The organism is Streptomyces zhaozhouensis, from assembly GCF_900230195.1.
In the GTDB taxonomy this organism is placed as follows: Bacteria; Actinomycetota; Actinomycetes; order Streptomycetales; family Streptomycetaceae; genus Streptomyces; species Streptomyces zhaozhouensis.
Genome location: NZ_OCNE01000008.1, coordinates 80,277 through 103,480, shown reverse-complemented (window position 1 = coordinate 103,480; position 23,204 = coordinate 80,277). Strand labels below are relative to the sequence as shown.

Annotated in this window: 23 protein-coding genes; 9 read left to right on the top strand and 14 right to left on the bottom strand. The window is 74.5% G+C overall.

All coding sequences use genetic code 11. The annotated features are described in order from the left end of the window. Window positions 1-22: 22 nt before the first annotated feature. From CRP51_RS13570 to CRP51_RS13555, 4 genes are all read right to left on the bottom strand, one after another. A complete protein-coding gene (locus CRP51_RS13570) occupies window positions 23-2,089 on the bottom strand; it encodes a pectinesterase family protein (RefSeq protein WP_097231419.1) in 2,067 nt (688 codons plus the stop codon). A 69-nt stretch (window positions 2,090-2,158) separates the two neighbouring features. Further along, entirely contained in the window at window positions 2,159-2,842 is a 684-nt protein-coding gene (locus CRP51_RS13565) for an FMN reductase (RefSeq protein WP_097231418.1), read from the bottom strand. 29 nt (window positions 2,843-2,871) lie between these two features. Continuing rightward, entirely contained in the window at window positions 2,872-3,966 is a 1,095-nt protein-coding gene (locus tag CRP51_RS13560; protein WP_097231417.1) for an LLM class flavin-dependent oxidoreductase, read from the bottom strand. A 169-nt stretch (window positions 3,967-4,135) separates the two neighbouring features. Then, window positions 4,136-4,762, bottom strand: a complete 627-nt coding sequence (locus tag CRP51_RS13555) for an IMPACT family protein (RefSeq protein WP_097231416.1) — start codon at window positions 4,760-4,762, stop codon at window positions 4,136-4,138. A 64-nt stretch (window positions 4,763-4,826) separates the two neighbouring features. Between CRP51_RS13555 and CRP51_RS13550 the strand changes: the two genes are divergently transcribed. The 3 genes from CRP51_RS13550 to CRP51_RS13540 all read left to right on the top strand — a co-directional run bounded on the left by CRP51_RS13550 (window position 4,827) and on the right by CRP51_RS13540 (window position 7,793). Next, window positions 4,827-5,234 carry a CoA-binding protein gene (locus tag CRP51_RS13550; protein ID WP_097231415.1) on the top strand — a complete coding sequence of 136 codons (408 nt, stop codon included), beginning with the start codon at window positions 4,827-4,829 and terminating at the stop codon, window positions 5,232-5,234. A gap of 260 nt (window positions 5,235-5,494) precedes the next feature. Beyond that, complete coding sequence (locus CRP51_RS13545) at window positions 5,495-7,306, top strand: L-lactate permease (protein WP_097231414.1); 1,812 nt, start codon at window positions 5,495-5,497, stop codon at window positions 7,304-7,306. A 103-nt stretch (window positions 7,307-7,409) separates the two neighbouring features. Beyond that, window positions 7,410-7,793, top strand: a complete 384-nt coding sequence (locus CRP51_RS13540) for a hypothetical protein (RefSeq protein ID WP_141514598.1) — start codon at window positions 7,410-7,412, stop codon at window positions 7,791-7,793. Here the strand turns inward: CRP51_RS13540 and CRP51_RS13535 are convergent. Continuing rightward, the gene (locus tag CRP51_RS13535) at window positions 7,771-8,979 is read right to left on the bottom strand and encodes an ATP-grasp domain-containing protein (RefSeq protein WP_097231412.1); all 1,209 of its coding nucleotides are present in this window, start codon (window positions 8,977-8,979) and stop codon (window positions 7,771-7,773) included. The two genes, CRP51_RS13540 and CRP51_RS13535, sit on opposite strands and share 23 nt — an antisense overlap. Continuing rightward, complete coding sequence (locus CRP51_RS13530) at window positions 8,976-9,758, bottom strand: class I SAM-dependent methyltransferase (protein ID WP_097231411.1); 783 nt, start codon at window positions 9,756-9,758, stop codon at window positions 8,976-8,978. The genes CRP51_RS13535 and CRP51_RS13530 overlap by 4 nt, the downstream gene beginning before the upstream one ends. 448 nt (window positions 9,759-10,206) lie before the next feature. Between CRP51_RS13530 and CRP51_RS28115 the strand changes: the two genes are divergently transcribed. From CRP51_RS28115 to CRP51_RS13520, 3 genes are all read left to right on the top strand, one after another. Beyond that, the gene (locus tag CRP51_RS28115) at window positions 10,207-10,863 is read left to right on the top strand and encodes a hypothetical protein (RefSeq protein WP_141514597.1); all 657 of its coding nucleotides are present in this window, start codon (window positions 10,207-10,209) and stop codon (window positions 10,861-10,863) included. A 349-nt stretch (window positions 10,864-11,212) separates the two neighbouring features. After that, a complete protein-coding gene (locus tag CRP51_RS28110) occupies window positions 11,213-11,758 on the top strand; it encodes a sigma-70 family RNA polymerase sigma factor (protein ID WP_245880567.1) in 546 nt (181 codons plus the stop codon). 100 nt (window positions 11,759-11,858) lie between these two features. Further along, window positions 11,859-12,962, top strand: a complete 1,104-nt coding sequence (locus tag CRP51_RS13520) for a pyridoxal-phosphate dependent enzyme (protein ID WP_097231410.1) — start codon at window positions 11,859-11,861, stop codon at window positions 12,960-12,962. Between the two features lie 11 nt (window positions 12,963-12,973). On the opposite strand, the gene CRP51_RS13515 is transcribed toward CRP51_RS13520, so the two are convergent. The 3 genes from CRP51_RS13515 to CRP51_RS13505 form a co-directional block, all read right to left on the bottom strand. Further along, complete coding sequence (locus tag CRP51_RS13515) at window positions 12,974-13,825, bottom strand: siderophore-interacting protein (RefSeq protein WP_097231409.1); 852 nt, start codon at window positions 13,823-13,825, stop codon at window positions 12,974-12,976. 149 nt (window positions 13,826-13,974) lie between these two features. After that, window positions 13,975-14,538, bottom strand: a complete 564-nt coding sequence (locus tag CRP51_RS13510) for a YbaK/EbsC family protein (protein WP_097231408.1) — start codon at window positions 14,536-14,538, stop codon at window positions 13,975-13,977. Window positions 14,539-14,572: 34 nt separating this feature from the next. Then, on the bottom strand, window positions 14,573-15,145 hold the full coding sequence (locus CRP51_RS13505; RefSeq protein WP_097231407.1) for a helix-turn-helix domain-containing protein: 573 nt from the start codon (window positions 15,143-15,145) through the stop codon (window positions 14,573-14,575). Window positions 15,146-15,379: 234 nt separating this feature from the next. On the opposite strand from CRP51_RS13505, the gene CRP51_RS13500 reads away from it, so the two are divergent. Then, a complete protein-coding gene (locus CRP51_RS13500) occupies window positions 15,380-16,243 on the top strand; it encodes an EamA family transporter (protein WP_097231406.1) in 864 nt (287 codons plus the stop codon). Between the two features lie 201 nt (window positions 16,244-16,444). Here the strand turns inward: CRP51_RS13500 and CRP51_RS13495 are convergent, their stop codons facing one another. Beyond that, the gene (locus tag CRP51_RS13495; RefSeq protein ID WP_097231545.1) at window positions 16,445-16,885 is read right to left on the bottom strand and encodes a DUF4442 domain-containing protein; all 441 of its coding nucleotides are present in this window, start codon (window positions 16,883-16,885) and stop codon (window positions 16,445-16,447) included. Between the two features lie 183 nt (window positions 16,886-17,068). Here CRP51_RS13495 and CRP51_RS28845 point away from each other — a divergent pair, with 183 nt between their 5' ends. Then, the gene (locus tag CRP51_RS28845) at window positions 17,069-18,202 is read left to right on the top strand and encodes a DUF8017 domain-containing protein (protein ID WP_097231405.1); all 1,134 of its coding nucleotides are present in this window, start codon (window positions 17,069-17,071) and stop codon (window positions 18,200-18,202) included. A 177-nt stretch (window positions 18,203-18,379) separates the two neighbouring features. On the opposite strand, the gene CRP51_RS13485 is transcribed toward CRP51_RS28845, so the two are convergent. Beyond that, window positions 18,380-19,267, bottom strand: a complete 888-nt coding sequence (locus CRP51_RS13485; protein ID WP_097231404.1) for a spermidine synthase — start codon at window positions 19,265-19,267, stop codon at window positions 18,380-18,382. Window positions 19,268-19,594: 327 nt separating this feature from the next. Between CRP51_RS13485 and CRP51_RS13480 the strand changes: the two genes are divergently transcribed. Continuing rightward, window positions 19,595-20,527, top strand: coding sequence for an undecaprenyl-diphosphate phosphatase (locus CRP51_RS13480; RefSeq protein WP_097231403.1), 933 nt, complete (start codon window positions 19,595-19,597; stop codon window positions 20,525-20,527). Window positions 20,528-20,578: 51 nt separating this feature from the next. Here CRP51_RS13480 and CRP51_RS13475 read toward each other — a convergent pair whose 3' ends face one another. The 3 genes from CRP51_RS13475 to CRP51_RS13465 all read right to left on the bottom strand — a co-directional run bounded on the left by CRP51_RS13475 (window position 20,579) and on the right by CRP51_RS13465 (window position 23,194). Further along, window positions 20,579-21,481 carry a Gfo/Idh/MocA family protein gene (locus CRP51_RS13475; RefSeq protein ID WP_097231402.1) on the bottom strand — a complete coding sequence of 301 codons (903 nt, stop codon included), beginning with the start codon at window positions 21,479-21,481 and terminating at the stop codon, window positions 20,579-20,581. Window positions 21,482-21,663: 182 nt separating this feature from the next. Continuing rightward, window positions 21,664-22,365 carry a uracil-DNA glycosylase gene (ung, locus tag CRP51_RS13470; RefSeq protein WP_097231401.1) on the bottom strand — a complete coding sequence of 234 codons (702 nt, stop codon included), beginning with the start codon at window positions 22,363-22,365 and terminating at the stop codon, window positions 21,664-21,666. A 106-nt stretch (window positions 22,366-22,471) separates the two neighbouring features. Next, window positions 22,472-23,194: an SDR family oxidoreductase gene (locus CRP51_RS13465; protein ID WP_245880575.1), complete on the bottom strand. Its 723-nt coding sequence runs from the start codon at window positions 23,192-23,194 to the stop codon at window positions 22,472-22,474. Window positions 23,195-23,204 lie beyond the last annotated feature (10 nt).

The window sequence follows — 23,204 nt, the reverse complement described above, 5'->3', positions numbered from 1 at the left end:
CTGACAACGCCCGCGCGGACCGTCAGCCGGCGGCGGGCGTCCAGTCGCCGAACCACGCCTGTGGGGTGTGGTTCCGCGCCTCCTCGTCGCTCAACTGGGGCCGGTCGGCGCCGGGTCGGCCGGCGCCCTCGCCCGTGTTGCGGTACTCGGCGAGGCGGGCGCCGGTCCAGGGAAAGCCGCCCATGTCGCTCCAGGGCGCGTCGGCGACGGCCGCGCCGAGCGTGGAGTCCCGGAAGACGGCCTGCGGGTGGAGCGCGGCGTCGCCGCCGGCGTACCAGGGGCGGCCGAGCCGGTAACTCCCCGCGTCCACGTCGCCGGTGACGGTGGTGTCGACGAAGAGGAAGCCGTGGTGCTCGGCGACCGTGGAGGGCGCGGCGACGTAGCCGCCCGAGCTGCCGTCGGCGCGGCGGGTGACCTCGATTTCGCTGTCGCGGATCACGGCGGTGGCGCGGCCGAAGACGAAGTCGACGTTGCCGCGCACCGTGGAGTCGACGACGAGAACCCGGCCCACGGTGCCCTTGGCGGCGGTGTCCAGCAGCAGGGTGTCCTGGTCCCCGTCGGCGACGATGTCCCGCAGCACGATCCGGTCGGCGGCGGTGCGCAGCGCCACGGCCTGGTGGCCCTCCTGGTCGGCGTGGGCGGCCTCGTCGAAGTCGTTGGCGAAGGTGAGGTTGGTCGCCTGGAAGTCGTCGGCCTCGACGGCCACGGTGGCGCTGCCCGAGGTGCCGTAGCGGCCGCCGTCGGGCCGTTCGGTGCCGGCCGAGTTGTCGTAGACGATCGTGGTCTGGCCGGGGTCGCCGCCGGTGCCGACGAGCCGCAGGTGCGGCCGGTCGGAGGGGACCTCGACGGTCTCGCGGTAGACGCCGGGCGCGATGGCGATGGTGAACGGCGCGTCGTTGCCCGGCGGGACGGCGTTCACCGCGTCGGCGACCGAGGTGTGGTCGCCGCTGCCGTCGGGGGCCACGACCAGGTCGGCGTCGGCGGCCGTGGCCCCCGGGGTGGCCGCGGGGGTCGCGGCGGCGACGTCGGCCCGCGGTCCGGTGCCCGCGCGCAGCAGCGCCGGCACGTCCTCGGCCGGGTCGAGGGTGTAGTCGTAGAACTCGGACGGGTCGAACGCCGGGCCCCGCGTCTCGGCGCGGCCCGAGGTGCCGTCCAGGACGGAGCCGCGTTCCACCAACCGCGCGTCGGGGTCCGGGTAGTACGGGTCGCGGACGTTCTCGAAGTAGCTGTTCTCCAGCACCATGTGCGTGGCGCCCCTGGCGTAGTTGCCGTAGGACATGGCGATGTCGCCGTCGGGGTCGTCCAGCAGGTAGTTGTTGTAGAGGTGGGCGCGCGCGATGTTGTCGGCGGACGGGTTGCGCTGGCCGGTCTCCTCGATCCAGTTGTGGTGGATGGTGATCTCGGCCGTGACGTTCTCGGTCCAGCCGATGCCGAACGCCTTGTTGTGCTCGCTGAGGTGGTTCCAGGAGACGGTGAGGTACGTGGTGTCCTCCCGGCTGTCGATCAGCCCGTCGGCCATCCGCGTCAGGTGGTTGTGGTCGATCCACACGTGGTGCGCGCCGTCCATCTGGATGGCGTCCCAGTCGTGGGTCTTGCCCTCCCAGTCACCGTCGTAGGTGTCGCGGATGGTGAGGTTGCGGAGGATGACGTTGTGGGTGCCCTCCCCGAGGAAGAAGCCGCCGCCGACGATCTCCCCCGAGGTGCCGACGCCGACGATGGTCTTGTCGGAGGCGACGGGGATCTCGTCGCCGGTGTCGGCGTACTCGATCGCGCCGTCCACCCGGATGGTGTAGGGGTCCTCGGCGGTGGCGTACCGCCGCAGCTCCTCCTCGGTGGTGACGGTGACGGTCTCGCCGTCCCGGCCGCCGTAGGTGCCGTCCTGGCCGAGGGCGTCGACCGAGGCGAAGCCGTCGGCCTCGGTCGGCCACGCGGCGGGCAGGGCGGCCGGGGCGCGGTCGGCCGGCGCGCCGTCGGGCGCGCCGGCCAGCGCGGTGCCGGCGAGCGTGGTGCCCGCGACGGCGAGGGCCGCGAACGACGCCAGCGCGGCGGTGCGGCGGCGGTGGTGGTAACGGGGTGTCGGTTGCGGCATCGGGTCCCCTCGGGGTCGGTGTTCTCCCCGTGGGTGGCCGCCGGGGCCGCAGAGGTTGCCGTGTACGCCTCAACGCGGCCGCAGTGCCGCCAGTTGTTCGGCGAACGGGGTGACCTCCAGCCCCGGGCTCCCCTCCCCCGTCGCCGCGCCGGAGGGCCGCTCGGGGGCGTCTCCCTCGGCGCCCTCGCCCGCCCGCGCGGACAGCAGCGCGGCCAGCTCGCCCGCCGCGCGGGTGATCCGGGTGGGCAACGTGTCGGTGAGCGGGTCGCCGTCGCCGCCCCAGTCCTCGGCGGCGGCGAAGACGGCCGTCGGCACCACGGTGGCCCGCAGATAGGCGAAGAGCGGGCGCATCGCGTGGTCCAGGACCAGCGAGTGGCGGGCGGTGCCGCCGGTGGCGGCGAGCAGCACCGGCGTGCCGGCCAGCGCCGTCGGCTCGAACAGGTCGAAGAACGACTTGAACAGCCCGCTGTAGGAGGCCGCGAAGACGGGCGTCACCGCGATGACGCCGTCCGCCCGCTCCACGGTCCCGATGGCCTCCCGCAGCGCGGGCGCGGGGAAGCCGGTGACCAGGTTCCCGGCGATGTCGGTGGCCAGGTCGCGGAGTTCGACGACGCGGGTCTCCACGGGCGCCCCCGCGTCGGCGAGCGGGCGGCGGGTCGCCTCGGCGAGCCGGTCGGCCAGCAGCCGGGTCGACGACGGCTGGCTCAGCCCGGCGGTGACCACCGCCAGGGTGCGTGGGGTGGACGACGTCATGGGTCGGCTCCTCGTCGGTGCGGATGGGTTCAGGTGGAGGCGGCGGTGCGGCGCCGTTGCGCGGCGACCCGCGCGGCGTGGGTGGGCCCCTCGGGCACGTCGGCCGGGCGGCCGGCGGCGAACTCCCGGCGCAGCACCGGAAGGATCTCCTCGCCGAGGATGTCCAGCTGCTCCAGCACGGTCTTCAGCGGCAGCCCCGCGTGGTCCATGAGGAACAGCTGGCGCTGGTAGTCCCCGAAGCTCTCGCGGAAGGTGAGCGTCTTCTCGATCGCCTCCTGCGGGCTGCCGACCGTCAGCGGGGTCCGCTCCGTGAACTCCTCCAGCGAGGGGCCGTGCCCGTAGACCGGCGCGTTGTCGAAGTAGGGCCGGAACTCGCGGACGGCGTCCTGGGAGTTGGGCCGCACGAACAGCTGCCCGCCGAGCCCGACCACCGCCTGCTCGGGGGTGCCGTGCCCGTAGTGGGCGTAGCGCTCCCGGTAGAGGCCGATCAGCTGCTGGAAGTGCTCCTTGGGCCAGAAGATGTGGTTGGCGAAGAAGCCGTCGCCGTAGTAGGCGGCCTGTTCGGCGATCTCCGGGCTGCGGATCGAGCCGTGCCAGACGAACGGCGGCACGCCGTCCAGCGGCCTGGGCGTCGAGGTGAAGCCCTGGAGCGGGGTGCGGAACCGGCCCTGCCAGTCCACGACGTCCTCGCGCCACAGCTCGTGCAGCAGCGCGTAGTTCTCGATGGCCAGCGGGATGCCCTGGCGGATGTCCTGCCCGAACCACGGGTAGACGGGCCCGGTGTTGCCCCGGCCCATCATGAGGTCCACCCGGCCGTCGGCCAGGTGCTGGAGCATCGCGTAGTCCTCGGCGATCTTCACCGGGTCGTTGGTGGTGATCAGCGTGGTCGAGGTGGAGAGGATCAGCCGCTCGGTGCGGGCGGCGATCCAGCCCAGCATGGTGGTGGGCGAGGAGGGCACGAACGGCGGGTTGTGGTGCTCGCCGGTCGCGAAGACGTCCAGCCCGACCTCCTCGGCCTTCTGCGCGAGGGTCACCATCGCCTTGATCCGCTCGTGCTCGGTCGGCGCCCTCCCGGTCGTCGGGTCGGGGGTGACATCACCGACGGTGAAGATCCCGAACTGCATCGCACCCACCTCCGTTTACTTGAATGTTCAACTTGCCCGCGCCAACGGTATCCCCCACCGGTCTATTCCCACCGGGCCGGGTACCCGTTTCGCGCGGGTCTCCCAGGGTCTCGGGGTGCCCGGATGCTCGTGCCCGGGTGCCCGGGTGCTCGGGGTCCGCCGGGGGCCGTCAGGCCGCGTCGTGGGTCTCCCCGCCGGGGGTGAGGCGGGCCGCGCCCGCCGTGGCGGAGGCGAGCCAGGCGGCGAAGGCGTCCAGCTCGGCGGCGGGCAGCGCCAGCGTGAGCGTGACCTCGGGGCCGTAGGCGACATCGCGCACCGGGTGCCCCAGGGCGCGCACCTCGTTCTCCAGCCGGCCCGCCCTGGCGTGGTCGACGGTGACCGTGGCCAGGCGCAGCCGCCGCCTGGGGACCAGGGGGTGGGCGTCCAGCGCGGCGCCGACCGCGCCGCCGTAGGCGCGGATCAGCCCGCCGGCGCCCAGCTTGGTGCCGCCGAACCAGCGGGTCACCACGGCCACGGCGAAGCGCGCCTCGCGGCGCAGCAGCATGTTCAGCATCGGCTGCCCCGCCGTGCCCGAGGGCTCCCCGTCGTCCGAGGCGCGCCGCACGTCGGCGTCCGAGCCGATCACATAGGCGAAGCAGTGGTGGCTCGCCGCGGGGTGCCGCTCCCTGGCCCGCGCGACCCGCGCGAGCGCCGCCTCCTCCGTCGCGGCCGGCGCCAGCACGCACAGGAAACGCGAACGGTTGACCTCGGTCTCGTGCTCGCCCTCGGCGGCGACGGTCAGATAGGTGTCGGACACGGCCCCAGCGTAGGCAACGGACCGCGGCGGGAATGCCGGAGGGCGCCCGCCGGTTGTGCGGCGCATGTACGGAGACCAGGAGACCGTTCGCCGGATCCTTCAGGAGACCGGGCCCGTGTGGGCCGTCGTCGGGCTGTCGAACAACCGGGCACGGGCCGCCTACGGGGTGGCCGAGGTGCTGCGGGCGGCGGGGAAGCGGGTGGTGCCCGTGCACCCGAAGGCCGAGGAGGTGGCCGGGGAGCCGGGGTTCGCGTCGTTGGACGAAGTGCCGTTCCCGGTCGACGTGGTGGACGTCTTCGTCAACAGCGCGCGGGCCGGCGAGGTCGCCGACCAGGCGGTGGCGCACGGCGCGAAGGCCGTCTGGTTCCAGCTCGGGGTGGTCGACGAGGACGCGTTCCGCCGCACCACCGAGGCCGGCCTCGACATGGTGATGGACCGCTGCCCGGCGATCGAGCTGCCCCGGCTCGGGTGACCCGGGGCCGCCCGGGCTCCGGCGGGGTTACCGTGCCGCCCTGAGCCTCCCGTCGAGTCCCCAACTCCCCCGTGTGCCGCGCTTATTGACAGCCCCCAGGGGTGCCCCTACCGTCCCACCGCAACGAGCCGCCCGGCCGGACCCGGCCGGGCTCCCGCGCCGGTCGCCCCCGCCTTCGGTCGGACGGCCGGCGCCTCCGTGCGGGAGGTAGCTGTGCAGCGCGGTGCGAAGCCCCCCACGGTCAGCCGAAGGCGTTTTCCGTGCTGACCGACAACCTCGCCGTCCTCAGCCTTCTGGCCCTGGCCCCGATCCTGCTCGTCGGCGTCCTGCTGGTGGGGCTGCGCTGGCCCGCCACCCGCGCGATGCCGGCCGGCTATCTGCTCGTCGTCGCGATCGCGACGCTCTTCTGGGAGGTGGGCGCCGCCGAGGTGGCCGCCTCCTCGCTCCAGGGGCTGATCATCGCCCTCACCCTGCTCTACATCATCTTCGGCGCCCTGCTCCTGCTCGCCACGCTCGACGCCAGTGGCGCCCTGCGCACGATCCGCTCCGCGTTCACCCAGGTCAGCCCCGACCGCCGGGTGCAGGCGATCATCGTCGGGTGGCTCTTCGGGAGCTTCATCGAGGGCGCCTCCGGCTTCGGCACCCCCGCCGCCGTGGTGGCGCCGCTGCTGCTCGCCCTCGGCTTCCCGGCCCTGGCCGCCGTCATGGTCGGCCTGATCATCCAGAGCACCCCGGTGAGCTTCGGCGCCGTGGGCACGCCGATGCTGGTGGGCGTCAACGACGGCCTCAGCGGCTCCTCGGCCGAGACCCGGCTGGCCGAGCAGGGCACCGCGCTCGGCGACTACGTGCCGGAGGTCGCGGTGCAGGTGGCGCTGCTGCACACGCTCGTCGGCACCCTGGTGCCGCTGCTCCTCGTCTGCCTGCTCACCCGCTACTTCGGCGCGCGCCGCAGCTTCGGCGAGGGGCTGGAGGTGGCGCCGTTCGCGCTGTTCGCCGCGTTCGCCATGACGGTGCCCTATCTCGCGGTCGCGGTCCTCTTCGGCCCCGAGTTCCCCTCCCTGCTCGGCGGGCTGGTCGGGCTGGTCGTCGTCATGGTCGCCACCCGGCACGGCTTCCTCCAGCCCACGCGGGCCTGGGACTTCGAGCCGCGCGCACGCTGGCTGCCCGAGTGGAGCGGCTCCGTCCGGCCCGACATGGGCGAGGCGACCGCCGGCGACATGCCCGTCGCCCGCGCCTGGCTGCCCTATCTCGTGGTCGCCGGGCTGCTCGTCGTCACCCGGCTGCCGCAACTGCCCCTCAAGGACTGGTTGTCGGGGATCACCTGGGAGTGGAACGGCATCCTGGGCACCCCCGTGGCGCAGACGGTCGAGCCCTTCTTCCTGCCCGGCTTCCTCTTCCTGCTGACCGTCGGGGTGAGCTATCCGCTCTTCCGGATGCGGCGCCGCCAGATCGTCGCGTCCTGGCGGGTGGCCGGGCGGCAGGTCGTCAGCGCGGGGATCGCGCTGCTCTTCGCCGTCCCCCTGGTCCGGGTCTTCATCAACTCGGGTCCGGACTTCAACTCCACGGGCCTGGAGAGTATGCCGCTGACCCTGGCCACCGGGGCGGCGGACCTCGCGGGCGACGCGTGGCCGATGTTCGCGCCCTGGGTCGGGGCGCTGGGCGCCTTCGTCGCCGGCAGCAACACCATCAGCAACCTGATGTTCTCCCTCTTCCAGTTCTCCACCGCCGACCAGCTCGGCATCAGCGCCAAGACCGTCGTCGCCGCGCAGGCCGTCGGCGGCGCGGCGGGCAACATGGTGACGGTCCACAACGTCGTCGCCGCCTGCGCGACCGTCGGGCTCGTCGGCAGGGAGGGGCTGCTGATCCGCAAGACCGTCCTGCCGATGGTGTACTACTGCCTGGCCGCCGGGACGCTCGCCTCCGTCCTCGTCTACGGCGTCGGCCTCAACGCCGGCACCGTCGGACTCGTCCTGCTGGTCGCGACGCTGGCCGCACTCGCCGCGCGCACCTGGCGCCGCCGTCCCCGCGACGCCGGGGCCGACGGCCCCGAGCGGGACGACGTCCCGCGCTGACGACCCGGCGGAACGGGAGCGGGAACGGGAACGGACTGCGGGGCGAGGGCCGTTGTCAGTGGTCGCCGTTACGGTGGGTCACCGGGAGGATGAGGGGGACGACGTGAGACGACACCACACCGGGCGGGCCATGGCCGGGGCGCACGCCGTGCGCGCCGTCGTCGTCGCCCACGGGCCGCTGCCGGCGGCCGTGCTCATGGCGCTGCACCGCGTTGTGGGGCTGGGCGTCGCCGAGGTGCGCCGGCGCGTGACGCGGGGCCTGCCGCTGGTGGACGTCGCGCTGTTCGGCAACGACCAGGCGGAGGTGGCCGAGACGCTGACCGCCGTGCTGGATTTGCTGGCGCCGCACCGGCACCGCGTGCACCAGTGCCTCGGCGGAGCGGCCCCGGCGGAGGGGAACCGCTTCGCCGCGGCGACGCTGCGGCGCGTCATAGCCGAGGCGGCGGACGGCCGCCCGTGTCCGGTCACTCCTCGATCAGGGGCGTGATCGCTCCCGCCGCGCTCAGCGCGCGGTGCAGGGCCAGTTCGGCGGTGGGGCCCTCGGTCAGCAGGATGCCGCTGCATCCGCGCTGGTCCGCGAGGTGGGCGACGCGGTCGCCCGGCGCCATCGTCGGGTACCACTCGGGTGCGCCGGGGTGGGCGGCGAGCCCGTCGAGCCCGGACCAGCCGGTCAGAACGCCCGTGCGGTCGGGGTAGACCAGCACGAACGCGCTGGCCGGGCCGGTGGGTTCCGGACCGTCGAGGAGGGCGGGGCGGCGGCCGAGGGTGGTGTCGATCAGCGCGTCGTAGATGTTCACGCCGAGCGCCCGGCACAGCGCCTCGCCCACCAGGGCGCCGCCGACGCGGCGGTTGATCTCCACCAGCTCGGGCCCCTTGGCCGTGAGGACGAACTCGACGTGCGCGAAGCCCGACAGATGGCCGGCGGCGGGGAGCAGCGCGCCGACCCAGCGTTCCAACGCCCCGGCGTCCTTTGCCGGCAGCGCCACGGGGAAGGAGGCGCTCTCCTCCCGCACCAGCGGCTGCGGTGACACCTGGCGGCTGAAGACGCCCAGCAGCCGGGTGCGGCCCTCGAAGCTGAGCGTCTCGGCGCTGTAGAGGGGGCCGGTCAGATACGGCTCGGCGAGAAGCCGGCCGCGCAGCGCCGCCTCCCGGGCCGCCTCCAGGGCCGAGGCCAGCTCGGCGGCGTCGCGCGCGAGCCACACGTTGCGCGAGGAGGTGCCGGCGGAGTCCTTGAGCACGGCGGGCAGGCCGACCCCGGCGCGCACGTCGTCCGCCGTCGTCCCCGCGTCCACGGGCATCGCGGCCGGGCCCAGGCCCCGCTCGCGCAGCAGCAGCCGCACGGCCAGCTTGTCGCGCAGGCGACGGACGGCGGCCGGTTCCGGCCCCGGCAGGCCGAGTTCGGCGGCGAGGTCGGCGGCGGGCACGCTCCAGCCGTCGGTGGAGTTGATCAGCCCCGCCAGGTCGGGCAGCGCGCGCAGCGCGGCGCGGGACGCGTCGAGGTCGTGGGTGTCGACGTCGACGATGTCCAGCGCTCCGGGCGGGAGTCGCGCCAGCTCGTGGCGGTAGAGGGCACGGTCGCCGGTGAGCAGCGCCAGCCGGTGGCCGGCGGCCCGCGCCGCCCGCACGGTCCTGGCCAGTCCGAAGCTAAGTGTCTCCAGGGCCGCTATGGTCATGCGCCGCCCGCTCCTTCCGTCACGGCCCGCGTGGGCGGGTTCGGGGGCCGGGTGCCGCGCACGATGAGGCGGCGGGCCCGTTGGCCGTAAGGGGAACAGTCGAAGTCACCGTAGACCTCGACGTCGACGAAGCCGGCCTCGTCGAAGAGGGCGCGCAACTCGCTCGCGCCGTACAGGTGGGAGGTGATCGACACCTCCCTGGCGTGCTCGCCGCGCACCATGGTCCAGTCGGTGCGCAGCCGGGTCCACTCGTCGAGCACGGTGTCGCGTTGGATCACGTACGCGTCCGGCAGCTCCACCACCTGGGGGCGGCCGATCCAGCCGGCGACGACCTCCTTGCCCATGACGTCGACCAGCATCCGCCCGCCGGGGCGCAGCGAGGCCCAGGCGTTGCGCAGCACCGTGAGGTTGTCCTCGCGGTGGTCGAAGTAGCCGAAGGAGGTGAAGACGTTGATCGCCTCGTCGTAGCGCTCCGGCTCGACGTGCGTGAGCATGTCGCCGCGCACCAGCCGGACGTCGACGCCGGCGGCGTCGCAGGCCGCGCGGGCGCGTTCCAGCATGGGGGCGCTGAGGTCGACGCCGGTGACGCGGCAGCCGGCGCGGGCCAGCGGCACCGCGTAGAGGGCGGGCCCGCAGGCCAGGTCGAGCACGCGGGTGCCGGGCGGGTGGTCGAACAGGGGTGATCCGCCGACGAGTCGGGCGATCTCCGCACGGCGTCGGTCGGAGAACATGACGTCGGCGAAGTCCACCCAGAAGTCGTCGTCCTCGTACCAGTGCATGGCGGGGGAACCTCGTTTCCCAGGGGCGGCCCGGCGTGCCGGGGAACGGCGCGCCCGCCCGCGTGTGACGGGACGGTGGTGCGGGGCGGCGGCGCGTGGCGGCGGCCGGGGCGTGGCGAGCCGGATCGTACCCACGGACCACGGAATGCACGCGCGTCACCGCAGGGATAATCGCATAGAAATCCTTTACGGTTGAGGCCGTGTGACGTCCCGGACTTTCCCCTCGCGCGGAGCGCGGGCGGATCCGGCGGCGCGGGACCGCCCCGGGCCGAAGCCCTGGTGAAGGCGGGTGCGGGCGCTCCGGGCCGGTGGACGTGACGGCCTTTCCCTTGAGAGGTCGGAGGAAACGGCCGGCGAGTTCCCGGCGTTCCGCTTCCGCGTTTCCGGAAACGAAATCCTCGTCGCGCATATCGTCACCCGTTCCACTCGGTGCCACCATGGTCATGTCATGGAAGCCGGCCGGATGTTGCGCGCCACGAGGGCAGCCGTTTTCTCGGCGCTCTGCGTGGTCCTCGCCATCTCCAGCCACACGGCCACCTCGGGGGACAGCGTCTCCTGGCGGCTGCTGCCGGTGGTCTGGGCCGGGATCTGGATCGGTGTCTGGTCGTTCACCGAGCGGGAACGCGGCCCCGTCGCGGTCATCGCCGCCACGCTGGGCACCCAACTCCTGCTGCACGGCGCGTTCTCCCTGGGCCACGCCGTCAACGCGGCGCGGCTCCCCCACGCCCCGCACGCCGGCCACATGTCGCCCGGCGGCCACCTCGCCGCCGACTCCGGCCACGGCCTGCTCGACGGCTCGTGGGCGATGGCGGCGGGCCACCTCGCGATGGCGCTGGTCAGCGCGGTGTGGCTGTGGCGGGGCGAACGGGCGCTCTTCGCGTTGCTGCGCTGGGCCGCCCACCGGGTGCTCGGCCCGCCCCCGCGCCCCCTGCGTCCGCCGGGCCCCGCCGCGCCCGCCGGCCTCGGTCCGACGCGGGAGGGGCCGCGGGCGCCGCTGGCCTGCCCGCGCCCCCTCGGCTCGCGCGGCCCTCCGGCGCGCCCCGCGTCCCCGGCGGTGCTCCGCCGCACGGACGCAGCGCGCCACGGCCGGGCACGCCCCGCCTGATCACAGCCCCGTCCTGTCTTTCGGTGGGTCCCGGCCTTCCTCACCGCGTTCGCCGCGCACCGGTGACGCGGTTCCCGTGAAAGGCGACAGGACCGTGACGTCATCCCCTGGCGTGTCTCTCACCGCCGAGCCCCGAACGGCCGGACGCCCGGCGTCCCGCCGCGAGAGCCCGCACGCCCCCCAGCCCTCCCACTCCCCTCCGTCCCCCAGGACCCCGCCGTCGGCGGCCCCTTCGCGGCAGCCGCGCCTGACCGGGCGGCCCGCCGCCCCCCGCCTGCCCGCACCCCGCCCCGCCGCCGGCGCGACACCGGCCGAGCGCGGCGACCCGGCGCGGGCCGACGAGGCGACGGTGACCCGCTGGGCGCTGGCCGCGCGCGGCGGCGACCGGCGGGCGGTGGAGCTCTTCTTCGCCGCCGTCCGCGAGGACCTGCTGCGCTATCTGACCCGGGTCAGCGGCGACCCGCAGGGCGCCGAGGACCTGGTGCAGGAGACGCTGCTGCGCGCGCTGCGCGCCCTGCCCTCGTTCGAGGGCCGCTCCTCGGCCCGCACCTGGCTGCTGTCGATCGCCCGCAGGACCGCCGTGGACCGGGTGCGCTACGAGCGTGCCCGCCCGCCGCTGGCGGCGACGGCGGACTGGCTGACCACCGTGGAGCGTGAACAGCGCGGCCACGTGCCCGGGTTCGAGGAACGGGTGGCGCTCGACGAGCTGCTGGCCCGGCTCCCCTCGGACCGGGCACGGGCGTTCCGGCTCACCCAGATCGCCGGGATGCCCTACGCGGAGGTCGCCGAGGCCAGCGGCTGCCCGGTGGGCACCGTGCGCTCCCGGGTGGCGCGGGCCCGTCAGACGCTGCTCACCCAGCTGACGCTCGCCGAGGACGGCCGGGCGCCCGAGTGACCGCGCGGGGGCGGCGCCCGCACCCCAGCCGGGCGTCGCCCCCGCCCGTTCCCGCACCACACCCCCCGCGAGACCCCACACGAGCCGAGGTGGCGATGCCATGCCCACGTCCCCCGAAGCGAGCACCCCGCCCGTCGCGCCGGCGGACGGAAGGCCGTCCGCGGCCGCACCGCCCGCCGCGCCCCGCCCGTTGATCCACGCGCACATCACCGACGCGATCAAGGCGCCCGACCTGGTGCGGCTGGGCCCCGGCATCGTGCTGGCGCGCTTCGAGACCCTGAAGGTCTACGCCGCCCTGGGCGCCGTGCGCTCCCTGCTGGAGCGCGGGGTGATCCGCCCCGGCCAGACCCTGGTCGACAGCTCCAGCGGGATCTACGCGCTGGCGCTCGCGATGGCCTGCCACCGCCACGGGCTGCGCTGCCACATCGTCGCCTCCACCACCGTCGACCTCACCACCCGGGTGCAGTTGGAGATCCTGGGGGCCACCATCGACCAGATGCCGCCCTCCGAGGATCTGCGGCTCGACCAGAACCGGCGGGTGGAGCGGGTGCGCGAGCTGGTCGCCGCGCGGCCGGACACGCACTGGATGCGGCAGTACCACGACGCGGTCCACCACGCGGGCTACCGGGAGTTCGCCGAACTGGTGGCCGCCGCGTGGCCGGAGGAGGAGCTGACGGTCGTCGGCTCCGTCGGCACCGGCTCCTCCACCGGGGGGCTGGTCGCCCCGCTGCGGCAGCGCGGCCTGGACGTGCGGCTGGTGGGCGTGCAGCCGTTCGGCAGCGTCACGTTCGGCAGTGAGCGGTTCCAGGACCCGGAGGCGATCATCGCCGGCATCGGCAGCGCGATCCCGTTCGACAACGTGCGCCACCGGCTCTACGACGCGCTGCACTGGGTCGACTTCCGGCACGCGATGGCCGGGGCGGTGGGGCTGGTCCGCGCGCACGCGGTCTTCGCCGGGCTCTCCACCGGCGCCGCGCATCTCGCGGCGCTGTGGGAGTCGGCGCGCCGGCCGGAGCGGACCCACCTGGTGATCGGCGCCGACACCGGCCACCGCTACGCGGAGCGCGCCTTCGCCCGCCACCGGGAGGCGCCGGACCCCAGGACGCTCAAGCCGCACCAGATCACGGAGCTGTCCGACCTGCGGCCGCCCTGGTCCACGATGGAGTGGGGCCGTCGCCCCTCGGTGCCGCGCGCCACCGGCTGACCGGCGGTCGCTCAGGCGGCGCCCGACTCCTGCTCGGCCTCGACGCGCTTGTTCCACTCGGCCTTGCCCGACTGCCAGCCGTCCTCGTCGGAGCCGCGGCGCCAGTAGCCGGAGACGGACTTCATCTGCTCGCGGCCCAGGCCCCGCTCGTGCCGCAGGTGGCGGCGGAGCGCCTTGACGGCGTGTGCCTCGCCGTGCAGGAAGACCTGCGGCACGCCGGGCGGGAACGCCGCCGAGGTGACCGCCTCCACCAGCGCCTCCCCCACCGGGCGGCCCTTGCGGTGCAGCCACCGCAGGTCGATCGGGCCCTCGGGGTAGGCGAGCTTCTGCTCCTCCGCCGGGTCCTCGACCTCGACGAAGGCCAGCGCCCTGGCGTCGGCGGGCAGCGCGGCGAGCGCGGCGGCGATGGCGGGCAGCGCCGCCTCGTCGCCGACCAGCAGGTGCCAGTCGGACGCGGCCTCCGGCGCGTAACCGCCGCCGGGGCCCAGCAGGTACAGCTCGTCGCCGGGGCTGGCGGCGTCGGCCCAGGGGCCGGCCAGGCCCTCGTCGCCGTGGTGGACGAAGTCGATCGTCAGCCGTCGGGCCCCCGGGTCCCAGCCGGCGACGGTGTAGGTGCGGGTCTTCGGCCAGTCGGCGCGCGGCGTCGAGGCCCGGATCTCCGCCATGTCGAACGGCTCGGGGTAGGCCACCCCGGGCAGGGGGAAGACCAGCTTGACGTAGTGGTCGGTGCACCCGTTCGTGGCGAACCCGGCGAGCCCCTCCCCACCGAAGACCACCCGGATCATGTGCGGGGTGAGGCGTTCCTTGTGCACCACGCGGGCGCGGTGGGTCTGGGCTGCCTTGCGGGCGGGTCGGTCGCTCACGGACGAACTCCTGGCTGATCGGTGCGGAGGGCGCGCGGCGGTCGCGCAAGACGATCACCGCACTGAAGGTTAGGTTAACCTAACCTCGCCCCGGTCCCGAGACCCCCGGGTACCCCGCCCGGCGGCCCGCGACGCCCCCGGGCGCCCGTTCACTCCGGCCGGCGCCCGAGCCCCTCCAGCACCTCGGCGCCCGGCAGCTCGGCGAGCGCGGCACCGGGCACGATCAGCTTGCCGCGACGGGCGCCGCTGCCGACCAGCACGTGCTCCAGGGCGACCACGGCCGCGTCCACCAGCACCGGCCAGCCGGCGGGCAGGCCGAACGGGGTGATGCCTCCGTACTCCATGCCCGTCTCGCGCACCGCGGTCTCGTGCGGGGCGAACGACGCCTTGCGCACGTTCAGGTGACGGCGGACCACGCCGTTGACGTCGAGCCTGGCGGCGGCGGGCACGAGGGCGGCGGCCAGGGTGGTCTCCCCGCCGCGCCGGCCGGCGACGACGACGCAGTTGGCCGACGCCTCGGCGAGGTCCTCGCCGTAGGTGGCGACGAAGACGGCGGTGTCCGCCTTCTCGGGGTCGCTGTCCACGAAGAGCAGCCGCTCGACCGGCACCGTCCCCCGCCAGCCGCGCGCCGCCTCGGCGACGGGGGCGGGAAGGAGGCCGAGGGCCTCGGGGAGCGGGATCGCCTCGTCGAAGTCACCGATGGGAGCGCGCATGGCGGGCACCGTAGCAGGGCCGCCCGCCCCGCACTCACCTGGGCGCGGGCACCGTCACGGCCATCATCAACTCGACTGCCGCGGCGCCCCTGTTGTGGTAGCCGTGCGGCACGTGCGAGGCGAAGACCGCCGAGGTGCCGGCCGGCACCGGGCACTCCTCGCCGTCGAGGTCGAGGGTCAACTCCCCCGCCGTCACATGGATCAGCTCCGTGGTGCCCGCCGGGTGCGCGTCCGCCACGTGCCCCTCCCCGGGCTCCAGCCGGTAGTGCCACAGCTCCAGCGGGCCCGGCGCCTCGGTGCCGGCGAGCAGCGTGGAGTGGCTGCCGGCCTCGGTGTGCCACAGCCGCACCGCCCGGTCCGGCGGGAAGAGACGCACGCTGGGCCGCGTCCGCGCGTCCAGCAGGGTCGTGACGCTGACGCCGAGCGCGTCGCCGACCTTGACCACGGTGCCGACGCTGGGGTTGGTCCTGGCCTGCTCGATCTGGATCAACATGCTGCGGCTGATCCCGGCCCTGGCCGCCAGCGCCTCCAGGGTCAGCCCGCGCTCGGCGCGCAGCCGGCGCAGGTTCTCGGCGAGGGACTGGGTCAGCTGGTCGAGGTCGGTCACCGGCGGAACTCTCCTGCGGGATCGAGGGCGCTCGGGGGCGCGGGGGAGGACGGCGGCACGACGGATGCCGCCCCGAGCACACCGCGGGTGTACTATTTTAGACGCGAGCGTCGATTATCCCGGACTCTCCGGTCACCGCTCCCCCACCCACGCACGCACGGCCCAACCGCCTCCCTGCCGCCCCGCCGGGACGGCGGCGCCGTGCCGCCCGGACACTGTACTTGCGAGGTAACGATGGTCGCCCTTGCCCTGGTCACCAGCCTGCTCTGGGGACTCGCCGACTTCGGCGGCGGGCTGCTCACCCGAAGGCTGCCCGCGTTGACCGTGGTCGTGGCCTCGCAGACCCTCGCCACCGTGGTGCTGGGCGCGATCGTGGTGGCCACCGGGGCGTGGAGCGAGGCCGGCGCACGACTGTGGTTCGCGGTGGCGGCCGGGGTCGTCGGCCCGCTGGCGATGCTCCTCTTCTACCGGGCGTTGGCGCTCGGCCCGATGGGCGTGGTCTCGCCGCTGACCGCCACCGCCCTGGCGGTGCCGGTGGGGCTGGCGCTGTTCCTCGGCGAGCGGCCCGGCCCCGTGCAGTACGCCGGAATGGCCGTCGCGCTGGTCGGGGTGCTGCTGGCCGGCGGCCTGACGCGGGGCGGCGGGGGCGGCGTCCCGCGGCGGACGCTGCTCTACACGGCCGGCGCGGCGCTCGGACTCGGCGCGGTGCTGGCCCTGATCGCCGAGGCGTCGACCACGGTCACCGGACTGTTCCTGGCGCTCTTCGTGCAGCGGCTGTGCAACGTGCTGACCGGCGGCGCCGCGCTCTGGGCGGCGGCCAGGCGGGGGGCGCCGGTACTGCCCGAGGGCGGGCGGGAGTTGCTGGTGGCGGCGCTGCCCTCGCTGACCTTCGTCGGACTGGCGGACGTGGCGGCCAACGGAACGTACGCGCTGGCCGCGCGGATGGGGCCGGTGACCGTCGCGGTGGTGCTGGCCTCGCTCTACCCGGTGGTGACGGCGCTGGCCGCGCGGGGGGTGCTGCGCGAACGGCTGCTCGCGGCGCAGGCGGCCGGGGCGGGGCTGGCGCTGGCGGGAACGTTGCTGCTGGCGGTCAGCTGAGCCCCGCCGGGGGCGCGACCACCCGCCCCTGGCCGGTGGCCGTGTCCCGCCGCCCGGCTTCCCGCCGTTCCCCGCGCCCCCGAACCGCGCACCGCGGCGACAGGGGCGCGGGGAGCGACGTGAGCAACCGGCCGCCGGGGCGGGGACGACGGCCACCGCGCCCGGCGCGGCACCGCGATCGGCCGCGGCGGACCGGCGGAGTCAGTCGCGATGCGGCTTCAGGGTCCAGACGACCGTCATGGTGCCGGCGACCTCGCCGTCGGGGCGGGTGATCTCCACCTCGACGGGAAACTCCGGCCGTTGACCGGAGTCCAGCTCGGCCACCACGTCGGCGACCGGCCGGCCCAGCGTCGCGGTGGCCGTGATCTCGCCGGTGGCGACCTTGCGATAGGCCGTCTCCGCCCGCACCGGCAGCGGCAGCGCGCGGCTCAGCTGGTCGCCGAACGCGGCCAGCGCGATCGCGCCGCTCGCGGACTCCCCCAGGGTGAACATGGCGCCGGCGTGCGGGCCGCCCACGTGGTTGTGAAAGGCCGGCTGGTCCGGCAGGCGCAGCACGGCGCACTCCGGGTCGGTGCGCACGAACTCCAACTGGAGGGTCCGGACCATGGGCACGGTCGCGGCGAGCTGCTCGCCGACGTTCATCGGGTCAGTCATGCCCATACGTTACCAGCGGGTAACGAGCCTGTCCTCCCTGTCCCTACGCCGGCCCGCGGCCCTCCCCGGCGCCCCCGCGCGCCCGCCCCGGCCGCCTGTTCGTCGCAGGTCCGTCGCAATACGGTGACGAAGGCGCGGTGCCGGCGCGCTCGCCCATTAGGGTTGCGCCTCATGAGGCCAGGAGAACAGCAGCCGGGGGCCGAGCCGGGCAGGGAGTGGTCCAACCCCTACCAGCAGCCGGGGTACCAGCAGCCCAACCCGTATCAGCAGCCGACAGCCGGTGGGGGCTGGCAGCAACAGGGCCCGGGGAGCACGCCCGGGGCACAGCCGGGAGGGTACGGGTACCCGGGCGGCCCGCAGGGCACGCCGCCCGCCCAGCCGCCGGCCGGCACGCCAGGCGGCTGGCAGCAGCAGGGGCCGCCCACGTTGCCGCCGCCCCCGGCTCCGCCGTCCGGAGGCGACGACGACAAGCGGAAGTTGCGGATCGCGATCGGTGTCATCGTCGCCGTCGCGGTGGTCGCCGGCGCCGCCGTGACCGGCGTGGTGCTGATGGGCGGGGACGACGACTCGACCGAGGCCGGCGAGAACCGGGACCCCGACGGCGAGTCGGAGGAGGAGCCCGAGGGCGGCGAGGAGGAGACCCGGGAGCGGCCGGCCGACCCGGACGACCCGCGTCGCGGCGTCCTCCAGCGTCCCGACCCGGTCGTCGAGCCCGACTGGCAGGTGCAGACGCTGGAGAACCGGCACATCGCGTTCGACGTGCCGCCGGACGACTGGACGATCAACCCCGAGAGCACCACCATCGGGTTCGAGGACAACCGCGAGGGCGCCGAGGACGGCGAGATCATCACCGCCATGTTCGGGGTGGCGCTCTACAAGGACGACTACTGCCCCGACGCCGACGGCAGCAGGAGCCGCGGCATGGCCGGTACCAAGGGCGCCCAGGGCGCGACCAGCACCGCCGAGGCCGCCGAGGTCGAGGCGCGGAACTGGGCGCTGGGCGGTTACGACCAGGAGCAGGAAGGCACCTACGAGTCGACCGAGCCCGAGGAGTTCGAGAACGAGCACGGGATCTCCGGGCACATCGTGCGCGCCACCATCACCGACGTGCCGGAGGACCCGGAGGACGTCTGCGGTCACTCCGACGGCAAGGTGGTCACCATCTCCTATCTCGACCTCAACAACGACATGGCGACCTGGGTGCTGCTCGCGGACTCCAACGTCGAGGACGAGCTGCCCGACGAGACGATCGAACAGATCATCAGCAGCCTGCGGCCCTACCCGGTGGACGCCGAACAGAGCTGAGCCGGACCGGACTGAGCCGCACCGAGCTGGGCTGGCACGAGCCGAACTGGACCGAGCTGGTCTGGCGCGAGCTGGGCTGGCACGAGCCGGGCTGAGCCGATCCGAGGGGAACGTTTCTCGCGGGGCGGGCGGGGTCGTCGGAGTGACGGCCCCGCCCGCCGTTCGCGCGCCGAAGCGTCAGCCGACGCGGAAGGCGTCGGCCGGCGGCCTCGGGGAGGGCACCGCGGTCGCCTCCTCCACCGGGCGCGCGTCGCCGACCAGCCGGGTCAGCTCGCCGTCCGCGACGAGCCGGGCGGGGAACGGGTCGGCGGCGGCCCCGCGCGCCAGGGCGGCGAGCGGGAGCGGGGCGTCTGAGGCGACCACGACCACGTTGCCGAACCGGCGCCCGCGCAGCACGGCGGGCTCGGCCAGCAGGCACAGCTCGGCGAAGCGCACTCCCAGCGTGGCGAGTTGGGAACAGAGAAACCCGAAAGGCGCGGCGTCGGCCAGGTTGGCGGCGTAGAGGCCGCCGGGACGCAGGGCGCGGGCCGCCGCGGCGGCGTAGTCGAGCGTGGTGACCCGGGCCGGCACCCGGGAGCCGCCGAAGACGTCGGCGACCAGCAGGTCGACCGCGCCCGGCGGCGCCGCCTCGACGGCGTCGCGGGCGTCGGCCACGGTGAGCGCGATCCCGGAGTCGGGCGGCAGGGGCAGACGTTCGGCGACCAGCGCCGCCAGCCGTGCGTCGCCCTCCACGGCGCGCTGCGCCGAGCCGGGGCGGGTGGCCGCGACATAGCGCGGCAGGGTCAGCGCGCCGCCGCCCAGGTGCAGCACGCGCAGCGGCGCGCCGGCGGGGGCGGCGGCGTCCACGACGTGCCCGAGGCGCCGGAGGTACTCGAACTCCAGATGGGTGGGCTCCTCCAGGTCCACATAGGACTGCGGGGCGTCGTCCACGGTCAGCAGCCAGGCCGCCGGCCGGTCCACGTCCGGCAGCAGCCGGGCGATGCCGAGGTCGACGGGCCGCACCTCGGGGAGCGCGTCGGGCGCCTCCCCGGGCGCCCCTTCCGGTGCGGGCGGGGACGTTTCCATCCCGGCATTCTCCCTCCGGCCCGGTCGGGCGGCGCACGCCGGGGCGCGCCCGCGCCGGCGTGCGCCAACGGCGCGGCGGGCCCGCCGGGAGGAACGCCGACCCTAGGGTGGCGGGTGCCGGAGCGGCGGTCGAACGCTTTTCTGGTGCGCCAGACGTGGGACACGCGGTGTTCACCGATTGTTGCGGCGCTCGCCTAGAGTGACCTCGCTCGCACCGTTGCACACCCACCGTCGACCAAGCCGCGCGCCGCTCGTCGGCCCGCCCCGTTCCTCCGTCGCCTCGTCGACCTCTTGCGTCGGCCTCTTCCAGGGATACGCGCACCGTTCATGTCGTGGTTCGAATCAATCATTCTTGGGCTGGTCCAGGGGCTGACGGAGTTTCTGCCCATCTCCTCAAGCGCCCATCTGCGACTGGCCGCCGTGGCGGGCGGTTTCGAGGACCCGGGCGCCGCCTTCACCGCCGTCTGCCAGATCGGCACCGAGGTGGCGGTGCTGATCTACTTCCGCAAGGACATCGCGCGGGTGACACGGGCCTGGCTCCGTTCGCTGACCGACCGCTCGACGCGTTCCGACCCGGACGCGCGCATGGGCTGGCTGGTCATCATCGGCTCCATCCCGATCGGCGTGCTGGGGCTGACGTTCCAGGAGGCGATCGAGGGGCCGTTCCGTGACCTGCGGCTGATCGCGGTCAACCTGATCGTGCTCGGCATCATCCTCGGCGTCGCGGACCGGATGGCCTCCCGGGACAGCACCGGCGGGCGGCACCGGGCCGTCAAACAGCGCAAGGACCTGGAGCAGTTGACCGTCAGGGACGGCCTGCTCTTCGGCTTCGCGCAGGCCATGGCGCTGGTGCCGGGCGTCTCCCGCTCGGGCGCGACCATCACCGGCGGGCTGTTCCTCGGGTACCGCAGGGAGGCGGCGGCCCGCTACTCGTTCCTGCTGGCCATCCCCGCGGTACTGGCCTCGGGAGGGTACGAGCTGACGAAGATCGGCGGCGAGGACACCCACGTCTCGTGGGGGCCGACGATCCTGGCGACGCTGATCGCCTTCCTGGTGGGCTACGCGATCATCGCCTGGTTCATGAAGTGGATCACCACCCGCAGCTTCATGCCGTTCGTCTGGTACCGGATCGGCGTGGGGCTGGTGCTGCTGGTCCTGATCTGGTTCGGCGTGGTGGAGCCGCACGCGGGCGAGGAGTTCGAGACCCCCGCCGAGGTGACCACCGGCGAGCAGGCCGCGGGCTGGGTGGCCGCCGGCTGAGGGACCGGGGCGTGGGCGCGGCCGACCTCGCGCGCACGCCCCCGCCGGGACTCAGGCACGGCCCTGGGCCTCCCGCACCACCCGCTCGCACAGCTCGTGGGTGAGCAGCGCGTCCTGCGCGTCCAGCGTGTGGCCGGTGCGCACCGCGTCGAGGAACGCGTGCACGGCCTGCTCGATGCCGCGCTGCCTGGCCACCGGCACCCAGTCGCCCCGGCGGCGGACGCTGGGCTGGCCCCGGTGGTCGATGACCTCGGCGAGGTTGCGGACCTCGCGCTTGGTGTCCTGGCCCGAGACCTCCAGGACCTCCTCGGACGATCCCGACAGGTGGTTCATCGCGCCGACGGCGGTGAAGCCGTCGCCCGACAGGTGCAGCACCACGTGGTGCAGCAGCCCCTCCACGACGCGGGCGCTCACCCGCACCTGGTCCACGGCGGCGGGGGCGAGGAAGCGCAGGGTGTCGACCACGTGGATGAAGTCGTCGAAGACCATGCGGCGCGGGTCCTCGGGCAACCCCCTGCGGTGCTTCTGCAGGACGATCAGGTCGCGTGGGCCCTCCAGGCACTGGGCGTAGGCGGGCGCGAAGCGGCGGTTGAAGCCGACGGCGAGGGAGACGCCGAGGGTGTCGGCGAGCTCGACCAGCCGTCTGGCCTCCGACGCCTCGTCGGCCAGCGGTTTGTCGACATAGGTGGCTATGCCGGCGGTGAGCAGCCGGGTGACGATCTCCGGGTGGGTCGCCGTGGGCGTGTGCACGAAGGCCGCGTCGAGGCCGGCGGACAGCAGCGAGCCCAGGTCGCGGTGGAGCGCGTCGGGAGGCAGCCGATGGGTCGCGCCGGCCCGCTCCAGGGTGTCGGCCGAACGGGTGTGCAGGTGGAGGCTGATCCCGGGGCGCGTGCTGAGTACCGGCAAATATGCCTTGTGGGCGATGTCCCCGAGCCCGATCACGCCGACCTTCACGGCAATGCTCCTCGGTGTAGGTGTGCGGTGGTCCGCGCCCGGGCGGTGGGCGCGGGATCGGCAGCATACGCGTGCCCGCGCGGACCCCGAACACCCCGTCGGACCGCCCCCTCGGCGGCGCCCGACGGCCGGCGGCCGAGGCCGTCCCGTGCCGAAGCGGAACGGGACGGCCCGCGGCCGGGTCAGCCCGGCAGGCCGGGCGCGAGGTCGGGCAGGCGCCAGTCCACCGGGGAGTGGCCCTGCGCGGCGATGGCCTCGTTGATCCGCGTGAACGGGCGGGAGCCGAGGAACTTCTTCGCCGAAAGCGGCGACGGGTGCGCGCCCTCGACGACCGCGTGCCGCGCGGTGTCGATCAGCGGGAGCTTCTTGCGGGCGTAGGCGCCCCAGAGCACGAAGACCGCCGGGTCGGGGCGGTCGGAGACGGCGCGGATCACCGCGTCCGTGAACCGCTCCCAGCCCATGCCCTTGTGCGAGTTGGCCTCGCCGGCGCGCACCGTGAGCACCGCGTTCAGCAGCAGGACCCCCTGTCGCGCCCAGGGCATCAGATAGCCGTTGTCCGGGATCGGCAGGCCCAGGTCCGCGTGCATCTCCTTGTAGATGTTCCGCAGGGAGGGCGGGACGCGGACGCCGGGCCGGACGGAGAAGCACAGGCCGTGGCCCTGGCCCGCGCCGTGGTAGGGGTCCTGCCCGAGGACGAGGACCTTGACGTCCTCGAAGGGCGTGGCGTCCAGCGCCGCGAAGACCTCGTCCTCCGGCGGGTAGACGGGCCCCGCGGCCCGCTGCTCCTCGACGAACGCGGTCAGCTCCTTGAAGTAGGGCTGGTCCAGCTCCTCGCCCAGCACCTTCTGCCAGGAGTCGGGCAGCTTGTCGATCACGTCCGTCAACCTCCGAGATCACGCGGTGAGTTGACCGCGCCGCCGGTGCGGCGCGGTGTGTCTCACAACGTACCGGCCGGCACTGACACTCCGGCCGGTACCGCGTGTCGCCGGCTCAGCCCAGGTTGGCGTTGAGCCGGACGCCGCCGTCGAGCACCAGGGTCTCCCCCGTGATCCAGCCCGCCGCCTCCGAGGTGAGGAACGCGACGGCGGCGGCCACGTCCTCGGGGACGCCCAGCCGCTTCAGCGGATAGACCGAGGACACCGCCTCCTCGTTCCCCTCGTAGAGCGGGCTGGCGAACCGGGTCTTGACGACGGCGGGCGCCACCACGTTGACCCGGACCTGGGGCGCCATCTCCTGGGCGAGCTGCTGCGTCATGTTGATCATCGCGGCCTTGGTGATGCCGTACCCGCCGATCAGGGGGGTGGCGCCGAGCCCCGCGATCGAGGAGACGTTGACGATCGTGCCGCCGTGCTCGCGCTGCCACGCCTCCCACACGCCCCGGGCGAAGCCGAAGGCGGAGAGCACGTTGATCTCGAAGATCTTCGCAAGCAGCGTCGGCTCGATCTCCGTGAGCTGGCAGAACGCCGGGTTGCTGCCCGCGTTGTTGACCAGGTGGTCGATCCGGCCCCAGGAGTCGAGGACCCGCTCGACCGCCTCCTTCTGGTGGGCGGGGTCGTGCGCCTTGCCGGCGACGCCCATCGCGTGCGGGCCCAACTCGGCGACCGCCTCGGCCAGTCGTTCGGGGTCGCGGCCGGTCACGCAGACCCGGTCGCCCCGGGCGATGAGCGCCTGGGCGACGCCGAAGCCGATGCCCCGGGTGCCGCCGCTGACCAGGGCGACGGGC